Consider the following 20946-nt stretch of genomic DNA (forward strand, 5'->3'; position numbering starts at 1 on the left):
CTACGCTTTAGCATTTGGTAGTATTTGCTGGTTGTATTGTGTGTTTGCAATGGCCCGCTGGAATCGTTCCGGCGGGCCGCTGTGTTTGTAGGAACGCCCTACCTGGCGTCTCGGCTTTGCCGATGATGTTCTGACCAGGCGGGTCTGGCCGTTCAACGGCGAGACGCAAAATATTGCGTCTCTACAGCAGCGCCTATCTTTACCGACTTGCCTATATGCCTGCTATGTCTCAGCCCATTCTCTCCGTTCGCAACCTCACCATCGACTTCCACAGCCACCGCGGCAACACGCGGGCCGTGGCCGATATTTCCTTCGACCTGCGGCGGGGCGAAACGCTGGCTATTGTAGGCGAATCGGGCTCGGGAAAATCCGTCACGTCATTGGCGCTGATGGGCCTGATTCCGCTGCCGCCCGGCCAGATTACGTCCGGCGAGGCGCGGTTTCAGAGTGAGGCGCTAGGGGAGGTGGACTTGCTGAAGCTCTCGGACGAGCAGCTGCGGAAGGTGCGCGGCAACGATATCAGCATGATTTTTCAGGAGCCGATGACGTCCCTGAACCCCGTGTACACCTGCGGCAGCCAAGTAGTGGAAGCCCTGCGCCTGCACACCAGACTCACAGAGAAGCAGGCCGAGGCCCGCACCGTGGAGCTGTTCACGATGGCCCAGCTGCCGCGCCCCGAGAAAATCTTCAGCAGCTACCCGCACGAAATCAGCGGCGGCCAGAAGCAGCGCGTCATGATTGCCATGGCCATGGCCTGCAACCCCGCCATCCTTATTGCCGACGAGCCCACCACTGCCCTAGATGTGACGGTGCAGGCCCGCATGCTTCGCCTGATAGATGACCTGCGCCGCCAGCACAACACGGCCGTCATCTTTATTACCCACGACTTGGGCGTGGTGGCCGAAATTGCCGACCGGATTCTGGTGATGTACCGGGGCCGTGTGGTAGAACAGGGCCCGGTGCTCGACATCTTCACGAACCCGCAGCATCCTTACACCAAAGGCTTGCTGGCGTGCCGCCCAAAACTTTCGGTTGGCCGGAAAAAACTTCCAGTAGTAGCCGATTTTATGCAGGAAAACGCCGATGGCACCTTTTCGGCTACTGAAACGGGTTTCGTGCAACTGCCTGCTACTGAAATTAGTGAGGTAGCCATACTAGGCTCTCAAAGCATACCTGAAACCGCCAAAACGTTCCCCGTGGAACATTCTGTTTCACGACCTGCAGAACCCGCGTTTGGTCTGGAATCCGCACCGGGCATGGAGTCGGGCCAGCCGTTGCTGCTAGGAAACGAGCCCTTGGCTCCGATGCAGACGGAATCAGATTTCAACATGGCAGAGCCGAGCATTTTGCCCGTTGCGTCACCAGGTGTTACCCAGGAAGCGAGTGTCTTTCCGGATTTCCAGGCGCCCCTACTCCGGGTTGAGAACCTGAACGTGCACTTCCCGATTCGCAAGGGTTTCTTCAACCGGAAGAAGGAATATGTGCGGGCCGTGGACGGCGTGAGCTTTGATATTTATCCGGGCGAGACAGTAGGACTGGTAGGGGAGTCGGGCTGCGGCAAGACCACGCTGGGCCGGACCTTGTTGCGGCTGGTGGAACCAACTTCGGGCAGTATCCTGTTCGAAGGAGTTGATCTGGCTACGCTTCCGGCTGAGCAGCTCCGCCGCCGCCGCCGCGAGTTTCAGATGGTGTTTCAGGACCCTTACGCTGCCCTGAACCCAATGATGACCGTGGGCGAAGCCATTCTGGAGCCCATGCGGGTGCACGGGGTAGGTGGCACCCGGCAGCAGCAAAAAAACCGCGTACTGGAGCTGCTGCGCACTGTGGGCCTGAAAGAGGACCACTACCTGCGCTATCCCCACGAGTTCAGCGGCGGCCAGCGCCAGCGTATCTGTATTGCGCGGGCCCTGGCGCTGCAGCCCAAATGCATCATCTGCGACGAGTCCGTTTCGGCCCTCGACGTATCGGTGCAGGCCCAAGTGCTCAACCTGCTCAACGACCTCAAACGTGAGTTCGGTATTACGTATTTATTCATCACCCACGACTTGTCCGTGGCTCGCTTTATGTCCGACCGGATTCTGGTAATGCGCCAGGGGCAGATAGTGGAAAGCGGCCTGGCTGCCGAGGTGTATGCCAACCCACAGCACGAGTATACCCGCACGCTGCTGGCCGCCATTCCCAAAGACGAGCCCGCCGATATCCGGGCGGCCGTGGCCAGCCGGGCCTAAGCCTTACGCTGCGTAACCTAACAATAACCGCCCATTTGCCGCCGGGAATAGTTATTCCCTGCTATATTCCGTATCATCTTCCCGAAGCCCTTTATGGGCCTGTATACTTCACCCGGAAAGCCTCGTAAAACGGCTATTCCTATCAACCCCGCCGCCTGCGAAAAAGACAACCACTGGCGGCTCCCATTTTCTAAATGAAAAGAAAAGACGACTCCGCCGCCCCCCGCGCCGACCGCGCGAAGGCAGCCGCTGGCAGCCCTGATGCTGCCCCAATTACCAAAGACATCATATTTCGCATTTTCCGCGACAACCCCGGCAAGGTCTTCGCCTACCGCCAGATTTCGCGCCGCCTCGGCGTGACAACCAAGGAGCAGCGCGAAGACATATTTGCCCACCTGAAAGCGCTGAAAAACGCCGGCATGCTCACGCTGCTGCAAAACGACGAGTACCGCCTCACGGACTCTGCCGCTGCTCACGAAGCTACGGTACCTGCCAGTAGCCGCCGGGCCCGTAACGCCGATAACACGCCGGTGCCTGCCCGCCGCAGCATCCGGCCCCCCGAAGCCGACTTTGGCCAGGACCCTGTGGTGCACCGCCGCCGCGAGGCCGGCTTCGACTTTCCCGATGCCGACGGTACCACCGAAACCCGCCGCCGCCGCGACTCCCACGCCGAAACCATCGTCGGGACCGTGGCGCTGGCTACCGACAAGTTTGCCTTCGTGATTTCGGAGGAAAGCGAAAGTGACGTGCGCGTGTTCACGGACCGGTTGAAATTTGCCATGCATGGCGACACCGTGCGCCTGCGCCTGCGCGGCTCCCGCGACGGTCGCCCTGTCGGCGACGTGGTAGAAGTACTCAAGCGGGTGCGCCCCGAGGTGGTAGGCCGCCTGCAGGTGCGCGGCGGCATCGGCTTCGTGAAGCCCGACAACCGCAAGATGTACTTCGACGTGTTTGTGCCTTTCGAGAACCTGCACGGCGCCGTAGATGGCGAGAAAGTGTTGGTGCGCGTCACGGAGTTTCCGGAGGATGATGCCGGCCGTTCGCCCTTAGGTGAAGTGGTGCGCAGCTTCGGGCAGGCCGGCGGCAACGAAGCCGAGATAAATGCCATCATGGCCGAGTTCGGGCTGCCGTTTGAATTTCCGGCTGAGGTAGAGGAGGAGTCGGAAGCTATTTCCGATGTCATCCCGCCTGCTGAGATTGAGCGCCGCCGCGACTTCCGCCACATCACCACCTTCACCATCGACCCAGCCGATGCCAAGGACTTCGACGATGCTTTGAGCATTCAGAAGCTGGAAAACGGCCACTGGGAAATCGGGGTGCACATCGCCGACGTGACGCACTACGTGCGGCCCGGCACGGCCCTGGAGCAGGAAGCCAAGCACCGCGCTACATCGGTCTACCTCGTAGACCGGGTGATTCCGATGCTACCAGAGCGCCTCTCTAACGGCCTCTGCTCGCTGCGTCCCAACGAGGACAAGCTGACCTTCTCGGCCGTGTTTGAGCTCGACGAAAACGGCAAGCTCTACGAGTCGTGGTTCGGCAAAACCATCATTCACTCCGACCGCCGCTTCGCCTATGAGGAAGCGCAGGAGCGCATCGAAGGGCTGGACTCGGACTACACCACCGAAATCCAGCTTATGAACAGCATTGCCAAGAAGCTGTGCGCAACCCGCTTCAAGCAGGGAGCCATCAGCTTCGAGACGCAGGAGGTGAAGTTCAAGCTGGACGAGAACGGCAAGCCGCTGGGCGTGTATGTGAAGGAGCGCAAGGACGCGCACAAGATGATTGAGGAGTTCATGCTGCTGGCCAATCGCAAGGTGGCCGAGTTCGTGTTCAAGCTCAAAACCCGCAAGCCGCGCTTCACGATGGTGTACCGCGTGCACGAAGCCCCCGACCCGGACCGCCTGCAGACCTTCGCGCTGTTCGCCAAGAAATTCGGCCACAACCTCGATCTGGCCAACCCGAAGAAGATCAGCACCGAGCTGAACGACCTTTCGATGGAAGTAATGGGCCGGCCCGAGCAGAACGTGCTGCAGACTTTAGCTGTGCGCACCATGAGCAAGGCCATCTATACCACCGAGCCGCTGGGCCACTTCGGCCTGGCCTTCGAGCACTACTCGCACTTCACCTCGCCTATCCGCCGCTACCCCGACATGATGGCGCACCGCCTGCTGGAGCACTACCTAGAAGGTGGCAAGAACGTGGATGTGGAGCCCGTGGAAGAAGAGTGCAAGCACTCCTCGGAGCGCGAGAAAGTGGCGGCTTCCGCTGAGCGCGCCAGCATCAAGTACAAGCAGGTGGAATTCATGTCCGAGGTCATCGGCGAGACGTTCACCGGCGTGGTGTCGGGCCTCACGGAGCGCGGCATGTACGTGGAAATCGAAGAGAATAAGTGCGAAGGCATGGTGCGCCTGAGCGAGATTCCCGGCGACCATTTCGAGCTGGACCGCGACAACTACCGCATCGTGGGCCAGCGCAGCAAGCGCATCATCCAGTTCGGCGACGAACTGCAGGTGATTGTCAAATCGGCCAATCTGCTCGACCGCACCATCGACTTCGAACTGGTAGACAACCGCCCCGACGCCGTGAAGCAGCGCGAGCTACAGGAGCGCCGCGAGAACAGCAAGCCCCGTGGCTACCGCCCCGAGCGTAGCAGCGGCGGCGGGCGCCCCGGCGGTGGTGGCGACAATAAAGGCAAGCGCCGCCGGTAGCTGTCATTGCGAGCGGAGCGAAGCAATCCTTCCTCTCGTGGCAGACACTTTCCTCATAGCAAAGCCCTCCGGCAGTAGGTTCGTAACCTAATGCCGGAGGGCTTGTCTGTAAGGGTAGTTTTCAGCATTGAGAGGTAGGATTGCTTCGTCGTTCCTCCTCGCAATGACAATCTGTTGCGCCGTACCTTTCCTCCCGAACCTTTACCCGTTTCTGTGGACCTCACTGCCCTCTCCAACAAACTCACCACGGCTCTGGCTGAGCTGCATTATGGCGACCAGCCTACCGCCCTATACGAGCCCATCCGCTATATCATGGCGCTGGGTGGCAAGCGCATCCGGCCGCTGCTCACGCTGCTGGGTGCCCAGCTCTACACCGATGCGCTGGATGTGGCCCTGAAGCCTGCATTGGCCGTGGAGGTGTTCCACAACTTCACGTTGCTCCACGACGACATCATGGACCAGGCTCCGTTACGGCGCGGCCAGCCCACGGTGCACGAAAAGTGGAACCCCAACGTGGCCATCCTATCAGGCGACGTGATGCTGGTGCGGGCCTACGAGCTGCTGTTTGATATGCCGCCCGCCCTGCTGGCACCCATGCTGCGCCGCTTCTCCCAGACGGCCGCCGAGGTGTGCGAAGGCCAGCAGTGGGACATGAACTTCGAGACGGAAACCGAAGTCAGCATCGATCAGTACATCGATATGATCCGGCTGAAAACGGCCGTATTGCTGGGCTTTGCGCTGGAGCTGGGCGCCCGGCTGGGCGGCGGCTCCGAGGAGGATGCCGAGCACCTGCGTCTGTTCGGGGAAGGCATCGGCGTAGCATTCCAGCTCCGTGACGACCTGTTGGACGTGTACGGCGACGCGGCCACTTTCGGCAAGCGCGTGGGCGGCGACATCCTCAGCGACAAGAAAACCTTCCTGCTGCTCACGGCCCAAGCCCAGGCCAACGACACGCAGCGCGCCCAGCTGGCCCGCCATATCGGCCAGCCCGTACCCGATGCCGATGCCAAAGTGCAAGCCGTGCGCGCCCTCTACGACGAGCTTGATATCCGCCCCCAGACCGAGGCCCGCATCAACCACTACTTCGAGGATGCCCTGCAGCACCTGGACCGTGTGAGCGTGTCCGCCGCCCGCAAGGAGCCCCTGCGCCACTTGGCTCTGCAGCTGCTGGAGCGCGAGAGCTAAACCAACCGGCTGCTATTCGATTTCAGCCCCTCTACGCCTCGCAGATAGTTTCAGGAATGTCCTTCGGCGTTTCACCTGCTTTGAGGCGTGTGGAGGCCTTATAAACACCTTTTCTCGCGCCCCGCTGCCTGTTTATGTCCTTGCTCAATCCTACTCTGATTCTGATAGCCCTCACGGCTGGTATTTCGATGTACGCGTGGTCGAACCGTGCCTTGCTTGATGGATGGATCATGAGCCCCTACCTGATGCTGCAGCGGCAGCAATGGTACCGGTTCCTCACCTCCGGCTTCCTGCACGCCGACCTGACGCATTTGCTGTTTAATATGTTTGCCTTCTACTCGTTCAGCCCCATCGTGCTGCGCGAATACATGGCCAACTATGGGGCGGGAGCAGGTCTTGGGTTCTTCCTGCTGCTCTATCTGGGCGGAATTGTTCTGTCTTCAGTCCCGACTTTTTTCCGCCACCGCCATGACCCCGGCTACCATAGCCTGGGGGCTTCGGGCGGGGTGTCGTCGGTGGTATTTGCCAGCGTGCTTTTCTTTCCGGTGGCGCCCGGCGGCGGCGGTATCTACATTTTCCCGCTGCCTGTTGCTATCCAGCCGTTCATCTTCGGATTCCTCTACCTGGGCTATTCCTACTATATGAGCCGCCGCAACGCCGACAACATCAACCACGATGCTCACTTCTATGGCGCGCTCTACGGCGTGGTGCTTTCGTTGCTGTTGGTACCGTCTGCCGCCATTGATTTCTGGCAACAAGTACAGTATTATTTGTTTAATTTACTGTAAATCAAATAGTTATACTGTAAATACTTGAATATTGATATCTATTCCTGAGTGTACACCGTAAACGTCACTCACACTAATACTCTCTACTCCCATGAACAAACTGACTTCCCTGGTCAGCCGCCTGCCGGTTGCGCTGCTCTCCCTGGCCCTGACGTTTTCCATAATTCTGAGCAGCTGCTCAGGCCGTAGCAGCAACGGTAGCATCACCATTTTTGGTGTCATCTACCTGATTGTAGCAGTTATGGCTTTCCTGAGCCTTATTAAGCAGGACTGGTCGATTGGCAAAAAGATCATCTGGGGGCTTATCATTTGGTTTTTCCCCTTCGGTGGCTCCATCATCTACTTCCTGTTTTCCGGTCGTAGATAGTCTTCGGTAGCACCCAACAAAAAGCCCCGGCACGGATTCGTGCCGGGGCTTTTTGTTGTTGATGGGTTTGCCTACTTGCCGCCGAAAATCTTCTTTTTTTCCAGGCGCGCCACGTGCTTGAGCAACTCACCCGAATTAGTGATTTCCGTGACCTGCCAATGGTCGCCCCGGTTCAGCATCTTCAGCTCCACTACCAGGGTGGTGTCGTATTTGGGCTGCGTGAATTCCAGCCCAACCAGTGCCTGCTCGCCCTGCTCATTCACGTACTTGATATCCTTGAACTGGCTGTCAGGGTTCACCACCTTGCCGGCCAGACCCAGCATCGATACGTTCACGAGCTTATCGGGCCGCGCGGCTGTTGCTGCTTCCACGGAGCCCGTTTCGATGTAGTGCTGCAGCTCTTTGCGTGCCGCCTGGGCCAGTTGAGGCTTCATTAGCCGGAGTGCCCCCTTGAACACCATGCCGCCCGGATTCAGTAGTCCCAATGCGGAGCCCTGGTTCGTTACCTGATCTACCAGGCTGCCCGTCACGCTGCTTACATCCACGTACCGCTCAAAGTCCGCTACATCATGGGTCCGTACGGCATTAGCGGCCTGCATCAACGAGTATTTCGGGCCCGATTTCAGGCTTTGGTAGTAGAAGTAGCCGCCGGCCACCATGGCTACCAGCACAAGCAGAATCAACAATCTTTTCATCGTGGATAAGAATGGAAAAGTGAATTTGCGACGAAAATACTCGATTGGCTCCGGCTTACCACCCATAGTTTACTCGCAGTAGCCCGGATATACGCTCTGGTTTTCTCCATTCGCAGCACCCACACCGTAGAGTAGCTATGACTCTACCGACTGCCTCTTCCGTACGCCCTGAGGTACACGGCCACCGTGGCTGCCGGGGCCTGTATCCCGAGAATACGCTGCCCGGCTTCCTGCATGCCGTGCAGCTTGGTGTGGATGTGCTGGAGCTGGATGTAGTGCTTTCTGCCGACGGACAAGTGGTGGTATCGCACGAGCCCTGGATGAATGCTGCCATCTGCCTTGATCCGCTGGGGGCCCGCATTCCTGTCGCTTTGCAGCAGAATCACAACCTCTACCGGCTTCCCTATGCTGCCATCCGGCGCTACGACTGCGGGCAGCTGCGCCATCCTGATTTTCCGGAGCAGCGCCTGCTTCCAGCCTTCAAACCTTTGCTGCGGCAAGTGGTAGAAGCCATTGATGCCTTCGCGCTGCGGTTGGGCCGGGCTCCGGTTCGCTTTAGCGTCGAAGTGAAGAGTGAGCCGGCCGGAGACGGCCTGTTTCATCCCGCGCCCGCCGCTTATGTGGACGTAGTATTGGCTGAGCTTCGTGCGCTCGGGCTGCTGTCCCGGAGTACGCTGCTTTGCTTTGATGTGCGCATTCTGCAGGAGTGTCGGCGTCAGTTTCCAGCGCTTACTCTCTGCTTGCTTGTGGAGGATGAACTACCCCTTGCAGAGCATATCCAGACCCTAGGCTTCAGCCCCGAAGTGTATGGGCCCCGCTACGATTTGGTGACACCAGAACTGATGGCGGAAACCAGCCACCGAGGCATACAGGTGGTGCCCTGGACCGTCAACAAGCAGTGTGTTATGCAGAGCCTGTGTGCGCTTGGTGTACGAGGTATCACCACTGACTATCCTGACCGTTTACTGGCGCTGTCCGCCGAGTAACATTGCCCTGAGTAGCGCCTTTCATTTTGCAGGGAGTTTGTATAGCACAATGAGGCGTATGGCTCCCGCTTACGGAATGTGGTAAAGGGTGCACTGTACAGTATGGTGTACAACTGCAAGATGGCTCCATTGCTTGCAAAGCGTGTTTGAATAGGACGCCCTTTGTCAGATAACGATACACTGTACATGCATCTGTAATGTGTAACATTACATGTGTTGCTGTAATAAGTGTAATGTAATACTCTTTATTCGATGTTACACTGTTCGTTTTTGTTCTAAAACTTCAACTATGTAAACTTGATATTTGAAACATAATTGTCATATTTACACTTCTGTTCTAGACCCGTTCTGCTATGCCACACCAAGGCGAAATCCTACAGGAAGCCATTAAAAACAGCGGTATTTCTATTACGCGCATCGTAGATAGTTTGGGTATTACGCGTCCTACCATATATCGTAAATTCAAGGAGGAGACGCTTGATTACGTATTTGTAAAAAGGGTAGGTGATATCATCGGACATGATTTTTCGAACGACTTTACATCTTTACAGCACAGCACGTTGCCATTTGTAACACAAACTGTTAGTGTTACGCCTTTACAATCTGTAACAAGCCGAAATTCGGTGTTACAACAGCCTGACACTGACAGCGCAAAGCAGCTAATGGCTCTCCAGGCTAAGTATATTGCCCTGCTTGAAGCCTACAATGAGCTACTGCTGAAAGTGTATGGACCACGGTGACAAAATTGTTCCACGTGAAACATTATTGTCCTCTGCTCAGTAGCCGCAAACGGATTGGCCACTAGAAAGCGTACTGGTGGGAAGCCCATAGGTGAGGTAAAGTAGCAGGTCTGCCAGTGGGAGAAAACAGGCTTTTTGTTTCGCGAGTCAGAACCGCTCAGCGAAATTCACTGGAGTAAACTGGTCGGTAAGGCAGTAGTTGAATAGCCTAACAAGCAAAATGAAAAGCGGCTGCGCCCGAGAGATTTTCTCCCGCGTGCAGCCACTTTTCGTTAGGCAAACTACACTTGGTGGTGTCAGCTTGCGGCGAATGAATTAGTAGCTAATCCGGCATCTCTCCGCCTGTAGTAGGTGAAGCGAATTCTCAACAGCAAGGTCAGTTCGAGCGTTATTGAATTCGCGGTTGAACTGGGTATTGAACTCGCGCCGCTTAATAGCTTCGAGGAAGCGCCGCGTGTCTTCTGGGCTTTCCAACGTGAGGCCAGGTACAGTAGTGGGCTTGCCCTGCTCATTCTTGGCGACCATCGTGAAGTAAGAGGTATTGGTGTGCTTAACCAGGCCGGTTCGCACATCTTCGGCAATTACCTTGATGCCGACCAACAACGATGTGCGCCCGACATAGTTTACGGAGGCCAATAGCGAAACTAACTCACCCACTTCGACGGGCTGCAGGAAGTTTACTCCATCCACACTCACCGTGACGCAGTAGGTGCCGGCATGCTTGGACGCAGCCGCATAGGCCACTTTATCCATCAGGGAAAGCAGAATGCCCCCGTGAATCTTGCCGCCAAAATTGGCATACGACGGAATCATGAGTTCCGTGAGAGTTAGGCGCGAATAAGAGACAGGCCTGAAATCAGGCAGCGGTGGGAGAGGGGGTGCGGGCGTGAGCGACATAGGCTGAGTACGCAGCAGGCCGAATTGCCTGCGCTGCCTTAAAGTAAGGAATAGGTCCTCTTAAAAAAGGCTTGTCACGAGAGGGGTACCAGCAGAACGAACCAGTCGCACGTTGAATGCCGGTAGCTGTATGGACAACACAGGGCAACTCAACTGCCAGAGCAGGAGAAGTTGGCTATCGAAACGTGCCGAAGTAGTCAGGTGCTCGTTTTAACCAAAAGTGACGAGTCTACAGAAACACTACCTCCTTAACTACAGTCTCGCCGACTGCGGCGTTGATGAGCTCCAGAACCCGAGTCTTGGCCATCACCAGCTCGTGTTTGAGCGGAGCGGAGGTAAGCCGTACGAACAGCTTGCCATTGCTGACATAAATCTCCTTGGTCTTGAGCGCAACTGCCTTTCCCATGACCTGTTCCCAGTTGGCCACAACGGTTACCTCGTTAAGCTTACCCTGCAATCGATAGGCCTTCAGAAGAGCTTTGATGCTGTCTTTGAGAGGGACAATATCTGCTTGACGGGAGTTTTCCGGCGAGTTTGCTTTTTTCACAAGGAGAAGGTATAATAACGCGCGGGAAAAAGGGTGCTTGCTTCTGTGGAGAAGGCAGGCAAAGGTACTCCAATCAGAGGGGCCGTACACTACCGCTCTCCACCTCAAACCGGCTGATCTGGTCTGTGATATTGGCAAGCGCAAGGTCAGTGCGGTCCAGATGCGTATCAGTTAGAAATACCTGCCCAAAGGTGTGGTCGGCTACCAGTTGCAGGAGCCGGGTAATACGCTTTTCATCGAGCCGGTCGAATATGTCGTCGAGTAGGAGTAGGGGTTTTTGCTGTTGGCGCAGGGACAGGATTTCAAACTGCGCGAGCTTTAGAGCAATAACGTAAGACTTCTGCTGGCCCTGAGAACCGTAACTCTTTACTGCCAGCTCATCCATCAGGAAAACGAAGTCGTCTTTGTGCGGCCCAACCGTAGTGCGCTGCAATGCCAGATCCTTTCGCTCCTGCACGCGCAGTAATTTTGCGAAATCGGCTTCCGGCAGCTGGCTTTTATAGAACAGCGTCACGACCTCACGGCTATCGGCAAGCTGCTGATAGTGGCGTTGGAAAATGGGCGTGAACTCCACCAGAAACTGCTGACGAGCATCTACAATCTTTTGCCCAGCCGGAACCAGCTGCTCATCGAGCACCAGAAGATAGTCACGGTCGTAGCCCCCTTGCCGCTCAGCCGCCAGCTTCAATAACGAGTTGCGCTGCCGCAGGATATGGTTATAAGAAATCAGCAGTTCCAGATATGCATGGTCGAGCTGAGAGATAAGACTGTCGAAGTACTTGCGCCGTTCCTCGCTGCCCTGCCGGATAAGGTCTGTATCGTAAGGAGAGATAAGAACAGTTGGGTAGCGGCCGATGTGGTCAGATATCCGGTCGTAAGGTTGCTTGTCATGGGTAATGGCTTTCTTCTGCCCCGCACGCAGGCTTACTTGGATAGTCTCGCTACCAGTGCCTACTGATTCAGTTGTGTCGCCCTGCTGAAACCGGCCTTTCACGACAAAGAACTCTTCGCCTTGCTTAATGCTTTGCGCGTCCAGTGAGGTAAATGCGCTTTTGGTTAAAGAGAGGTAGTGGATTGCATCAAGCAGATTGGTTTTGCCGCTGCCGTTGTCGCCAATAAAGCAATTGATGCGCGGGGAAAAGCGCAGATTCGCTTCATCATAGTTTTTGAAAAACAGCAGGTGCAGGCTTTCGAGTATCATGCGTAGGGGTTCGGAATTGCAATCCTTTTACGTACTTTCGCATCCCAAACGCGAACAACCGAAAGCAAGATGGCGGAGACGAAAGTAAAGGCTGCCCCGAAGGCTTCCAATTCGGCGAAGAAAACGCCGGCCCAGAAAGCCGTTGCCAAGAGCAATGCTGTTACCAATACGGTAGAACAGCCCGACCCGGTGATGCCGCCTGCTGTGAGCAAAGGCAAGTCAGCAAAAAAAGGCGACGTGAAGGAAGCCAAGGCTACCTCGCCTGCCAAACCCAAATTCTCGAAAGAAACCTACCTTACCTGGTATGAGCAGATGCAGCTCATGCGCAAGTTTGAGGAGAAGGCCGGCCAGCTTTATGGCCAGCAAAAGATCAAAGGCTTCTGCCACCTGTATATTGGTCAGGAAGCCTGCGCTGCCGGCGCCGTTTCAGCGCTGCGCAAAGGCGACAAGTGGATTACGGCTTACCGCGACCACGCCCACCCTCTGGCTCTGGGCACTTCGCCAAACGCCATTATGGCTGAGCTGTATGCCAAAGCCACCGGCTGCTCCAAAGGCAAAGGCGGCTCGATGCACATCTTCGATAAGGAGGTCAACTTCGTAGGCGGCCACGGCATCGTGGGGGCGCAGGTCCCCATGGGCGCCGGCATTGCCTTTGCCGAGAAGTACAACAAGACCGGCAACCTCTGCATCTGCTACATGGGCGACGGCGCCGTGCGCCAGGGCGCCCTGCACGAGGCCTTCAACATGGCCATGCTGTGGAAGCTGCCCGTCATCTTCGTAGTGGAGAACAACGGCTACGCCATGGGCACTTCGGTGCAGCGTACGTCTAACGTAACGGAGCTCTACCACATCGGCCGCGGCTACGACATGCCGTCGGAGCCGGTGAATGCCATGAACGTGGAAGACGTGCACGATGCCGTAGCGCGCGCCGCTGAGCGTGCCCGTGCCGGCGAAGGCCCGACGTTCCTGGAGTTCAAAACCTACCGCTACAAAGGTCACTCCATGAGCGACCCGGCCAAGTACCGCACCAAGGAAGAGCTGGAGGACTACCGCTCCCGCGACGCCATCGAAGCAGTGCGCCACACTATCCTGACCAACAACATGGCCACGGAAGAAGCACTGACGGCCATTGATGAAAAAATCAAAGCGCAGGTACTGGAGTCGGTGGAGTTTGCGGAAACCTCGCCTTATCCAACCGCCGACGAACTGTTCAAGGACGTGTACGTGCAGCAGGATTATCCTTACATCCGCGACTAACACGAAGCGGGCTTTACCCCGGCTCTGGCCGCTGTTACCAGAAACCACTCATGTCAAAGATTCCCTACACGGGCAAAACGCCCGGAGCACGTCAGCCGCAACAGCCTGTCTCGGCCGACCCGCTTGCTCCTGCTACCTTCTCTACAGAGCATCCGCTACTGGAAGATCCGGACGCCTTGGCTACTCGGCTGGTTGAGTCGGAGGATTTCCTGCGGCGCAATAAAAATGTGCTGTTGGGCTTGCTGGCCGTAGTGGTACTGGCAATAGTAGGGGCATTTGGCTTCTATACGTGGCGCTCATCGCAGGACAGCAAGGCACAAGCTGCCATGTTCCAAGCTGTGAACTACTGGGAGGCTGACTCGCTGAAGAAAGCCATGAAAGGCGACGGTCAGTATGTAGGACTGGAGTCGGTTGCAAACGAATACAGCGGTACCAAAGCAGGCAACTTGGCCAATTTCTACGCCGGTGTTGCAGCGCTGAAAGAAGGTCAGTACAAAGCTGCGGCCGACTATCTGGAGGATTTCTCGTCTGACGATTTGCTGGTGCAGGCCCGCGCCTATGCCCTGCTCGGCGACGCTAATCTGGAGCAAAACAAATACAAGGAGGCAGCAGAGTTTTACAACAAAGCGGCCAACCACAACGCCAATGAGCAATTCTCGCCCGGCTACCTCCTGAAGGAAGCTACGGCTCTGGAACTGGCCAAGGACTACGCAGGTGCCTTGAAAGCCTACGACCGGATTGTGACAGAGTATCCTGCCTCATTTGAGGTGAACGAAGCCCGCCAGTACAAAGCCCGCGCCGAGGCACTCAGCGGTAAATAGCATAATGCCTCCCTGGCAAACGGGGATGGCGCAAAAAGAAAAGGACGGTGTAGTGCCGTCCTTTTTTTTATCCGGTTTCCTTACCAGAGTCGCACGACAGCACGCACCCAAAACGGGCATCGATTACGCACTACGCACAACGCTTTTTTTCCTCCTACCTCATGGCCACTTCCCTCAAGAACCTGAGCGAGTACAACTCCGACCAATTCATCGACATTACCGACAAACGCTTCGGCTTGGTAGTGGCCGAGTGGAACCGCGAAATAACCGATACGCTGGCACGCGGCGCGTACGAGACGCTGCTAAAGCATGGCGCTAAGGAGGAGAACATCTTCCGCAACACGGTGCCGGGCAGCTTCGAGCTGACACTGGGTGCGCAACTGCTGGCCCAGCACGAGGAAATAGATGCTGTTATCTGCCTAGGCGTTGTTATCAAGGGCGAAACCAAGCACGATGACTACATCTGCCACGCAGTTGCCAATGGCATTACCAATGTGGGCCTGAAGTTTAACAAGCCGGTCATCTTTGGGCTGGTGACGACCAACACGCTGGAGCAGGCTTGGGACCGGGCCGGCGGCAAACACGGCAATAAAGGGGTAGAAGGGGCAGTGGCTGCAATCCAGATGCTGAGCTTCTAAATCAGCAATTTGCCAGAGTCGTGCTGTAAAGTGCCGACGCAAAAGGGATTGTCGCACAAAAGCGTAGCTTTGCGCCCGAAAACGCCAGGGCATCCCGCTCGTTTCTAGGTGGTTTTGCCGGTAGCGCAGACAAGTAGCTAAACTAATTTTCTGCTAAAGCTGTTGGCACCAACATCCCGAGGGCTGTTCACGGCATTCGATATCATCTTCTCTCTCCCATTTTTAGTTTACCTTTTCCGACCCCGACATGAGTGACGAAACCCTACGCTATTCCAGAGAAGATTTGGCCGAGTTCGAGCAAATCATCCAGGATAAGCTAACCGCCGCCCGCAAAGAGGTTGCTTTCATCAAAGAAACCTTAAGCCGCAAAAACGATACTGGCACCGACAATACAGCGTCTTCCTCGAAGGTGCTGGAAGATGGCGCTGATACGGCCGAAAAGGAAAGCCTGAACCAGTTGGCTTCCCGCCAGATGAAGTTCATTCAGCAGCTTGAAAATGCCTTGGTCCGTATCAAGAATGGTACATACGGTGTGTGCATTGGCACCGGCAAGCTGATTCCGAAAGAACGCCTGCGCGCAGTACCGCACACCCAGCATTCCATCGAAGCCAAAATGGCTCGTCGCGACTAGGTCCGACACCTTCTCTTGCAGCGCCCGGACCAACGGTCTGTCTTCTTTTAGAAGGAAGGCCGTTGGTCCGGGCACTGTTTTCTGGTCTGGCTCGTTCTCACCAGCGCGCTCAGACTAGCGCTTACCTGACGTTCTTATTTTCACCTGTACCGTAGCGATACGGAACTCATCCTTGCAACCATGGGCAAGAAGCACAACTCCGGCAATCCGGCCGGCCGTAGCGGCCGCACCGACCAACCCTCCAGCAGCACTGGCGGATCGGGTTTCTACCAAAAATTTAACGCGCCACGTGGCGGTAGCGACCGGCCCAGCTCGGGCGGCGACCGTGAGCGGCCAAACCGCTCCGGCGACGCAGGCAACCGAAACGGTTCTTCTGACCGGCCCGCTTTCGGCCGTGGCCCTGGCGACCGTACCGGTGGCTTTGGTGGCCCGAAGAAATTTGGCGGACCCAACAAGTCAGGTGGCAGCTTTGGCCGTAGCAACGACAGTGGTGGCCGTCCTTACGGCAACCGGCCGGCGGAAGGCGGCCGTGGCTTTGAGCGTGGCGGCCCGCGCCGCGACGATGACCGTCGGGGCAGCAACTTCGGAGGGCCACGCCGCGAGGACGACCGTCCAGTGCGCCCGTTTTCACCTAAAAAGACGTGGGAAGGCCAGCCCTACCGCCAGGAAGGCCGCCCAGCAGTGCCTCGGGGTGGTGCCGGCGAACGGAATCGGAAGTTCATCAAATCGGACCCCAACCAGCCAGAAACGCCGCGCGACTTCAAGCCGCGTGATACATCTTTCGATGCAGCTCCACGCACTGACAGCAACCTGGGACCCGACCGGGAAATCCGGCCGGCCCGGCCCTTCGATTTTCGGGGCCGTCCGGAAGGATTTGATGAGCAGCCAGCCCCCCGTCGCGAGCGGGATACCGAATCAGGCGATAGAACTCGTGGCACCTACGGCGAGCGGCGTGAAGGAGGCTTCGGCACCCGGAGCACTGGTGAGCGGAGCAGCTTTGGTACGCGTAGCTTCACTGACCGGAACGACCGGAAAGAAGGTGGTTTTGGTGCCAGCCGCAGCTTCGGCGAGCGGGATGCCCGACCTGAGCGCCCAGCGCCGACCCGCTTTGGCCGCGACGCCTCCACGCCCAACCGTGCCGACAAGCTGAAGCGCGGTGAAGTAGCTGGCCAAGCTCCCGACTACAAGAACCTCAAGCACTACGAAGACGACAAGAACCGCGGCAATAAGCGTCGTCGGCAGGAGGAGGAAAGCGGCGACGAGCTGCGTCTGAACCGCTACATCGCCAATGCGGGTGTTTGCTCCCGCCGCGAGGCCGACTCGCTGATTGCAGCGGGCGAAATCAAGGTGAATGGGGAAGTAGTGACGGAAATGGGCTACAAAGTGCTGCCCACCGACACGGTGCAGTACGGCAAGACCAATCTCAACCGCGAGAAGCTGGTGTACGTGCTGCTGAACAAGCCCAAAGACACCATCACGACGACCGAAGACCCGGAAGGCCGCCGCACGGTAATGGACCTCATCAAGGAGTCGTCGAAGGAGCGTATTTTCCCGGTGGGCCGCCTCGACCGTAACACGACCGGCTTGTTGCTCTTCACCAATGATGGCGAGGTGGCACAGAAACTCTCGCATCCTTCGCACCGCAACAAGAAAATCTACCAGGTAGAGCTCGACAAGCCACTCACGGAAGAGCACCTGAAGCAGATTGCGGCCGGTGTGGAGCTGGAAGATGGCAAGGCTGAAGTGGATGACGTAGCTGTGGTAGCAGGCAACGCACACTTTGTGGGCGTTGAGATTCACATCGGGCGGAACCGTATTGTGCGCCGCATTTTCGAGCATTTGGGCTACGATGTAGTGACGCTTGACCGGGTGCAGTACGCGGGCCTCACGAAAAAAGACCTGCCACGCGGCAAATGGCGCTTCCTGAACGAGAAGGAAGTTATCCGGCTGAAGTATTTCATGTAAAACGCAACCCCCGGCGTGCCGGGCGTCTCCTACAGGTGAGATGGGCTACATGGTGAGTTTGATGTTCAGGGCGGCGCAACGCATGCAAGCGGAACATTGAGCTCACCATCTGCCCAACTTACTGGTCCATCATCTCATATGCCATTACCGTTTCCGTGCGCACGTTAGCTCTCGATATTGGGAACACAGCTGTGAAATACGGTTGCTTCGAGGGAAACGACCTAGTAGAAACAGCCAGCGGCCAGACGCGGGAGCAGGTAGTGGCTGCTGTGCAACGCTGGCGCCCGCGCCATGCCGTGCTGGCCTCCGTAGCGGCTCCTACCGCAACGTGGGCCGCCATGCTCCGGCAGGAGGTGAACGGTACCGTATTGGAGTTTCAGCCTGCCGCTACGCCGTTGCCCATTAGCACTACCTACGCCACACCGCACACGCTTGGGGCCGACCGTCTGGCTGCTGCGGTAGGCGCTGCCTGGCTGCGGCCCGGCCACGATACGCTTATCGTGGATGCGGGTACGGCCATCAAGTGCGACCTGGTAGAAGGAGGGCACACGTTTCGGGGCGGTAGTATTGCGCCGGGGCTGGCTATGCGTTTTAGGGCGCTGCACACGTTTACGGGGCGACTGCCACTCGTCGAAATGCCGGAGGAAGTAGCGGCCCCGCTGCCCCTAACCGGCGACGACACGGTTTCCTCGATTCGGAGCGGCGTGCTCAACGGCGCGGCGGCGGAGGTCAATGGCTTCATTACCAGCTACCGGGAACAATATCCCGGGCTGGCGGTGGTCTTGGCAGGCGGCGACGCCGCTTTTTTCCAACCACGGCTGAAAGGCCTTATCTTTGGCATTCCGGAGCTCGTGCTGATTGGGCTCCACCGTATATTGGCATACAATGTTAAACTCTAAATACGCCGGGCTGCTGGGATTGACGGTGTTGAGCCTCGCGGGCGCTACGTACAGCCACGGGCAAAGCCTCGGCAACTCTCCTTATTCCCGCCTCGGGCTGGGCGACACCTACTTCAACGCGGGTGGTGTCCGGCAGATGGGAATGGGCGGAGCCGGCATAGCCGCTCCAAACGGGGTGCAGGTGAATGAACTCAACCCTGCGCTGCTCTTCTATATGAACCGTACCACGTGGGAGGCTACGGCAATTGGGCAGTACAAAACGGTAAGCAACAGCGTCACGTCCCAGAAGACCGGTAGCGGCAAGCTGGGGTACCTGGCGCTGGCTATTCCGCTGTCCAGCCGCTGGGGTGCTGCGCTGGGCCTCAAGCCTTTCAGCTCCGTCGATTTTGAATCGAATGAGCTGACGCGGGTGAACAACGACCCCAACCTGGCGCAGGTGCTCAACCGGTATAGTGGCGAAGGCGAACTGTCGGAGGCGTATATCGCGCAGGGCGTCCGGATTGCCAAGGGCCTGTCGGTGGGTGTGGCGGCTTCCTACGTGTTCGGTAGCATCGATATGAGCACGGCCACGCAGGTAATACCGGATGTCATAACGTCGGACAACGAGCTGGAAAAAACCATTCTGCTCGACCATATTCACTACTCCGACTTCAAATTTCGGGGCGGCGCGCACTACCGCGGCAAATTCGCCAAAACGCTCAGCTATAACCTGGGAGCCACATACGGCTTCCAGACGAAGCTGAACGGCGAACGGGCTCTAACGCTGAACCGCCAGACAGCCGTTGGCAGCCAGATTGGCGAAAACATCATTCTGGAAAGCGGCGAAGGGCAAGCCACCGTTCCGGCTCTGGCACAATTTGGTCTGAGTATCGACAACAACAAAAGCTGGTCGGCCAATATTGATGTGGCGCAGCAGCAGTGGTCTAAGTTCCGGGCGTTCAATGAGCGTGGCGGCACTGCAGGCGTACCGCTGGACGATACCTGGCGGGCTGCCGTTGGCGGCGAATTTGCTCCCGACCCCAGCTCGGTGGAGAACTACTTCAAGCGCGTGACCTACCGGGCCGGCCTGTCCGTGGCACAGATGCCTTACCGGCCCGGTGGGCAGGTGCTATATGACCGGGCGGTAAGCTGGGGCTTCTCGTTCCCAGTTTCTGCCACGGCCCTCGACGCTACCACCCTCAACCTGGGTTTCGTGTACGGACAGCGTGGCAACACCGACGTCCGGCAGTTGAGCACCGGCCTCACGGAACGGAATGTGAAAGAAAGCTACATCCGGGCCCAGTTAGGCATCTCCCTGAACAACCGCTGGTTTATCAAGCGCCGCATTGAGTAACCTGCCGCCGATGGCTACTGCTCGTCTGACCGTTTGCTGCCGGCCACTGCTGGCTCTGCTGCTGAGTACCGGGCTGCTGGCCACCGGATGCCAGAAAAAAGATCCGGCAGCCAGTAAAAAGCCCGTGGTATACAAGGGGCCCTTGCTGGAAACCACCAACGTACTGACGCTCTACAGCGACTCGGCTCGGCTACAGATTAAGTACCAGGCGCCCCTGGAGCAGCAGTTCGAAAACGGTGACAAGCTGTATCCGAAGGGCATTGACGTGACCTTCTACACGAAAGGCGGCACGGAGGTGCTGAATACGTTGCGCGGCAACTACGGCCGTTTCGATAAGGCCAAAAACCTCTACTTCATTCGGGGGGATGTGCGCGTGAGCAACGTGCAGAAGCAGCAGTCGATGAAGACCGAGGAAATGTATTTCGACCAGTCGAAGCAGCTCATCTACAACGACACCACGCAGCTGGTGCGCATCCAGACACCCACGGAAGTCCTCACGGGCTATGGCCTGACCGCCAACCAGGATTTCTCGCGCTACACCATTCTCAAGCCGGAAGGCGTGTTTACCATCGACCAGGCCGCCACGCCGCCCGGAAACTAATCTTTGCCGCATGAAACGATTCTGGGCGCCGGGTCTCGGGCGCACTATCCTGTTTGCGCTGGCCGTGGTGTCGTTCGTCATCGGCACCTATCAAACAGTGCAGCGCATGGACGATAAAAACGCCCTCCGCGACAATTACTGGCTCTTCATGATATCGTTTGCGTGCGTGATGCTCTACCGCTACCTCAAGCCGCCGGCCGAGCCCAAAGCGCCCGAAAAGCCGCAGCCAACCGCCCCCGCTAGGCCAGTGCCCCGCAACAAGCGCCGGAGCTAGCCGCGCCACAAATGCCATCTAAAACGACTGTTATTCTGCTTCCAGCGTCTGTCTGGTGGAGGACGATAGTCGTTTTCTGGCTTGTGGATCTACCTATGGCCTGCTGCTTGGTATATTAGCTTTGATTCTCCCGGCAATTCTGGTTATTTTGCACCTCTTTCCGCTTTTACATACTGCGCTTT

General features: G+C 57.3%; 20 protein-coding genes. 16 read left to right on the forward strand and 4 right to left on the reverse strand.

From position 1 onward, the window contains the following. The first annotated feature begins 224 nt into the window (after positions 1-224). From IC231_RS00425 to IC231_RS00445, 5 genes are all read left to right on the forward strand, one after another. Positions 225-2228, forward strand: coding sequence for an ABC transporter ATP-binding protein (locus IC231_RS00425; protein WP_190782667.1), 2004 nt, complete (start codon positions 225-227; stop codon positions 2226-2228). Between the two features lie 194 nt (positions 2229-2422). Further along, positions 2423-4939, forward strand: a complete 2517-nt coding sequence (gene rnr / locus IC231_RS00430; RefSeq protein ID WP_190782668.1) for a ribonuclease R — start codon at positions 2423-2425, stop codon at positions 4937-4939. A gap of 213 nt (positions 4940-5152) precedes the next feature. Next, complete coding sequence (locus IC231_RS00435) at positions 5153-6124, forward strand: polyprenyl synthetase family protein (protein WP_190782669.1); 972 nt, start codon at positions 5153-5155, stop codon at positions 6122-6124. A gap of 134 nt (positions 6125-6258) precedes the next feature. Beyond that, complete coding sequence (locus IC231_RS00440) at positions 6259-6912, forward strand: rhomboid family intramembrane serine protease (protein WP_190782670.1); 654 nt, start codon at positions 6259-6261, stop codon at positions 6910-6912. A 91-nt stretch (positions 6913-7003) separates the two neighbouring features. Continuing rightward, the gene (locus IC231_RS00445) at positions 7004-7279 is read left to right on the forward strand and encodes a PLD nuclease N-terminal domain-containing protein (RefSeq protein WP_190782671.1); all 276 of its coding nucleotides are present in this window, start codon (positions 7004-7006) and stop codon (positions 7277-7279) included. Positions 7280-7350: 71 nt separating this feature from the next. On the opposite strand, the gene IC231_RS00450 is transcribed toward IC231_RS00445, so the two are convergent. Beyond that, the gene (locus IC231_RS00450) at positions 7351-7974 is read right to left on the reverse strand and encodes a DUF2939 domain-containing protein (protein WP_190782672.1); all 624 of its coding nucleotides are present in this window, start codon (positions 7972-7974) and stop codon (positions 7351-7353) included. 137 nt (positions 7975-8111) lie between these two features. Between IC231_RS00450 and IC231_RS00455 the strand changes: the two genes are divergently transcribed. Both IC231_RS00455 and IC231_RS00460 read left to right on the forward strand, forming a co-directional pair. Then, positions 8112-8960: a glycerophosphodiester phosphodiesterase family protein gene (locus IC231_RS00455; RefSeq protein ID WP_190782673.1), complete on the forward strand. Its 849-nt coding sequence runs from the start codon at positions 8112-8114 to the stop codon at positions 8958-8960. A gap of 353 nt (positions 8961-9313) precedes the next feature. Beyond that, a complete protein-coding gene (locus IC231_RS00460; protein ID WP_190782674.1) occupies positions 9314-9700 on the forward strand; it encodes a helix-turn-helix domain-containing protein in 387 nt (128 codons plus the stop codon). Positions 9701-10015: 315 nt separating this feature from the next. Here the strand turns inward: IC231_RS00460 and IC231_RS00465 are convergent, their stop codons facing one another. The 3 genes from IC231_RS00465 to recF all read right to left on the reverse strand — a co-directional run bounded on the left by IC231_RS00465 (position 10016) and on the right by recF (position 12345). Then, positions 10016-10513, reverse strand: a complete 498-nt coding sequence (locus IC231_RS00465; RefSeq protein ID WP_190782675.1) for an acyl-CoA thioesterase — start codon at positions 10511-10513, stop codon at positions 10016-10018. A 313-nt stretch (positions 10514-10826) separates the two neighbouring features. After that, complete coding sequence (locus IC231_RS00470) at positions 10827-11144, reverse strand: DUF721 domain-containing protein (protein WP_190782676.1); 318 nt, start codon at positions 11142-11144, stop codon at positions 10827-10829. Between the two features lie 73 nt (positions 11145-11217). Further along, positions 11218-12345, reverse strand: a complete 1128-nt coding sequence (gene recF, locus IC231_RS00475) for a DNA replication/repair protein RecF (protein WP_190782677.1) — start codon at positions 12343-12345, stop codon at positions 11218-11220. A gap of 192 nt (positions 12346-12537) precedes the next feature. Here recF and pdhA point away from each other — a divergent pair, with 192 nt between their 5' ends. The 9 genes from pdhA to IC231_RS00520 all read left to right on the forward strand — a co-directional run bounded on the left by pdhA (position 12538) and on the right by IC231_RS00520 (position 20764). Next, the gene (gene pdhA, locus IC231_RS00480) at positions 12538-13602 is read left to right on the forward strand and encodes a pyruvate dehydrogenase (acetyl-transferring) E1 component subunit alpha (protein ID WP_190783944.1); all 1065 of its coding nucleotides are present in this window, start codon (positions 12538-12540) and stop codon (positions 13600-13602) included. A 50-nt stretch (positions 13603-13652) separates the two neighbouring features. Continuing rightward, positions 13653-14423, forward strand: a complete 771-nt coding sequence (locus IC231_RS00485) for a tetratricopeptide repeat protein (protein WP_190782678.1) — start codon at positions 13653-13655, stop codon at positions 14421-14423. Between the two features lie 161 nt (positions 14424-14584). After that, positions 14585-15061, forward strand: coding sequence for a 6,7-dimethyl-8-ribityllumazine synthase (gene ribH, locus IC231_RS00490; RefSeq protein WP_190782679.1), 477 nt, complete (start codon positions 14585-14587; stop codon positions 15059-15061). 247 nt (positions 15062-15308) lie between these two features. Next, positions 15309-15692, forward strand: a complete 384-nt coding sequence (locus tag IC231_RS00495) for a TraR/DksA family transcriptional regulator (RefSeq protein ID WP_185888182.1) — start codon at positions 15309-15311, stop codon at positions 15690-15692. Between the two features lie 180 nt (positions 15693-15872). Next, positions 15873-17657: a pseudouridine synthase gene (locus IC231_RS00500; RefSeq protein WP_190782680.1), complete on the forward strand. Its 1785-nt coding sequence runs from the start codon at positions 15873-15875 to the stop codon at positions 17655-17657. A 155-nt stretch (positions 17658-17812) separates the two neighbouring features. Beyond that, positions 17813-18556: a type III pantothenate kinase gene (locus IC231_RS00505; RefSeq protein ID WP_190782681.1), complete on the forward strand. Its 744-nt coding sequence runs from the start codon at positions 17813-17815 to the stop codon at positions 18554-18556. Then, the gene (locus IC231_RS00510; RefSeq protein ID WP_190782682.1) at positions 18543-19889 is read left to right on the forward strand and encodes an OmpP1/FadL family transporter; all 1347 of its coding nucleotides are present in this window, start codon (positions 18543-18545) and stop codon (positions 19887-19889) included. Before IC231_RS00505 ends, IC231_RS00510 begins: the two co-directional genes overlap by 14 nt. A 10-nt stretch (positions 19890-19899) precedes the next feature. Further along, a complete protein-coding gene (gene lptC / locus IC231_RS00515; protein ID WP_190782683.1) occupies positions 19900-20490 on the forward strand; it encodes an LPS export ABC transporter periplasmic protein LptC in 591 nt (196 codons plus the stop codon). A gap of 10 nt (positions 20491-20500) precedes the next feature. Further along, the gene (locus IC231_RS00520; RefSeq protein WP_190782684.1) at positions 20501-20764 is read left to right on the forward strand and encodes a hypothetical protein; all 264 of its coding nucleotides are present in this window, start codon (positions 20501-20503) and stop codon (positions 20762-20764) included. Positions 20765-20946: the final 182 nt, after the last annotated feature.

Origin of the sequence: Hymenobacter duratus, from assembly GCF_014698995.1 — a bacterium.
In the GTDB taxonomy this organism is placed as follows: Bacteria; Bacteroidota; Bacteroidia; order Cytophagales; family Hymenobacteraceae; genus Hymenobacter; species Hymenobacter duratus.

What these genes read in the sequence shown, in the direction of transcription:
- IC231_RS00425 (WP_190782667.1), top strand. Translation starts at nt 225, where the DNA reads ATGTCTCAGCCCATTCTCTCCGTTCGCAACCTCACCATCGACTTCCAC.
- rnr (WP_190782668.1), top strand. Translation starts at nt 2,423, where the DNA reads ATGAAAAGAAAAGACGACTCCGCCGCCCCCCGCGCCGACCGCGCGAAG.
- IC231_RS00440 (WP_190782670.1), top strand. Translation starts at nt 6,259, where the DNA reads ATGTCCTTGCTCAATCCTACTCTGATTCTGATAGCCCTCACGGCTGGT.
- IC231_RS00445 (WP_190782671.1), top strand. Translation starts at nt 7,004, where the DNA reads ATGAACAAACTGACTTCCCTGGTCAGCCGCCTGCCGGTTGCGCTGCTC.
- IC231_RS00450 (WP_190782672.1), bottom strand. Translation starts at nt 7,974, where the DNA reads ATGAAAAGATTGTTGATTCTGCTTGTGCTGGTAGCCATGGTGGCCGGC.
- IC231_RS00455 (WP_190782673.1), top strand. Translation starts at nt 8,112, where the DNA reads ATGACTCTACCGACTGCCTCTTCCGTACGCCCTGAGGTACACGGCCAC.
- IC231_RS00460 (WP_190782674.1), top strand. Translation starts at nt 9,314, where the DNA reads ATGCCACACCAAGGCGAAATCCTACAGGAAGCCATTAAAAACAGCGGT.
- IC231_RS00465 (WP_190782675.1), bottom strand. Translation starts at nt 10,513, where the DNA reads ATGATTCCGTCGTATGCCAATTTTGGCGGCAAGATTCACGGGGGCATT.
- recF (WP_190782677.1), bottom strand. Translation starts at nt 12,345, where the DNA reads ATGATACTCGAAAGCCTGCACCTGCTGTTTTTCAAAAACTATGATGAA.
- pdhA (WP_190783944.1), top strand. Translation starts at nt 12,538, where the DNA reads ATGCCGCCTGCTGTGAGCAAAGGCAAGTCAGCAAAAAAAGGCGACGTG.
- IC231_RS00485 (WP_190782678.1), top strand. Translation starts at nt 13,653, where the DNA reads ATGTCAAAGATTCCCTACACGGGCAAAACGCCCGGAGCACGTCAGCCG.
- ribH (WP_190782679.1), top strand. Translation starts at nt 14,585, where the DNA reads ATGGCCACTTCCCTCAAGAACCTGAGCGAGTACAACTCCGACCAATTC.
- IC231_RS00495 (WP_185888182.1), top strand. Translation starts at nt 15,309, where the DNA reads ATGAGTGACGAAACCCTACGCTATTCCAGAGAAGATTTGGCCGAGTTC.
- IC231_RS00500 (WP_190782680.1), top strand. Translation starts at nt 15,873, where the DNA reads ATGGGCAAGAAGCACAACTCCGGCAATCCGGCCGGCCGTAGCGGCCGC.
- IC231_RS00510 (WP_190782682.1), top strand. Translation starts at nt 18,543, where the DNA reads ATGTTAAACTCTAAATACGCCGGGCTGCTGGGATTGACGGTGTTGAGC.
- lptC (WP_190782683.1), top strand. Translation starts at nt 19,900, where the DNA reads ATGGCTACTGCTCGTCTGACCGTTTGCTGCCGGCCACTGCTGGCTCTG.
- IC231_RS00520 (WP_190782684.1), top strand. Translation starts at nt 20,501, where the DNA reads ATGAAACGATTCTGGGCGCCGGGTCTCGGGCGCACTATCCTGTTTGCG.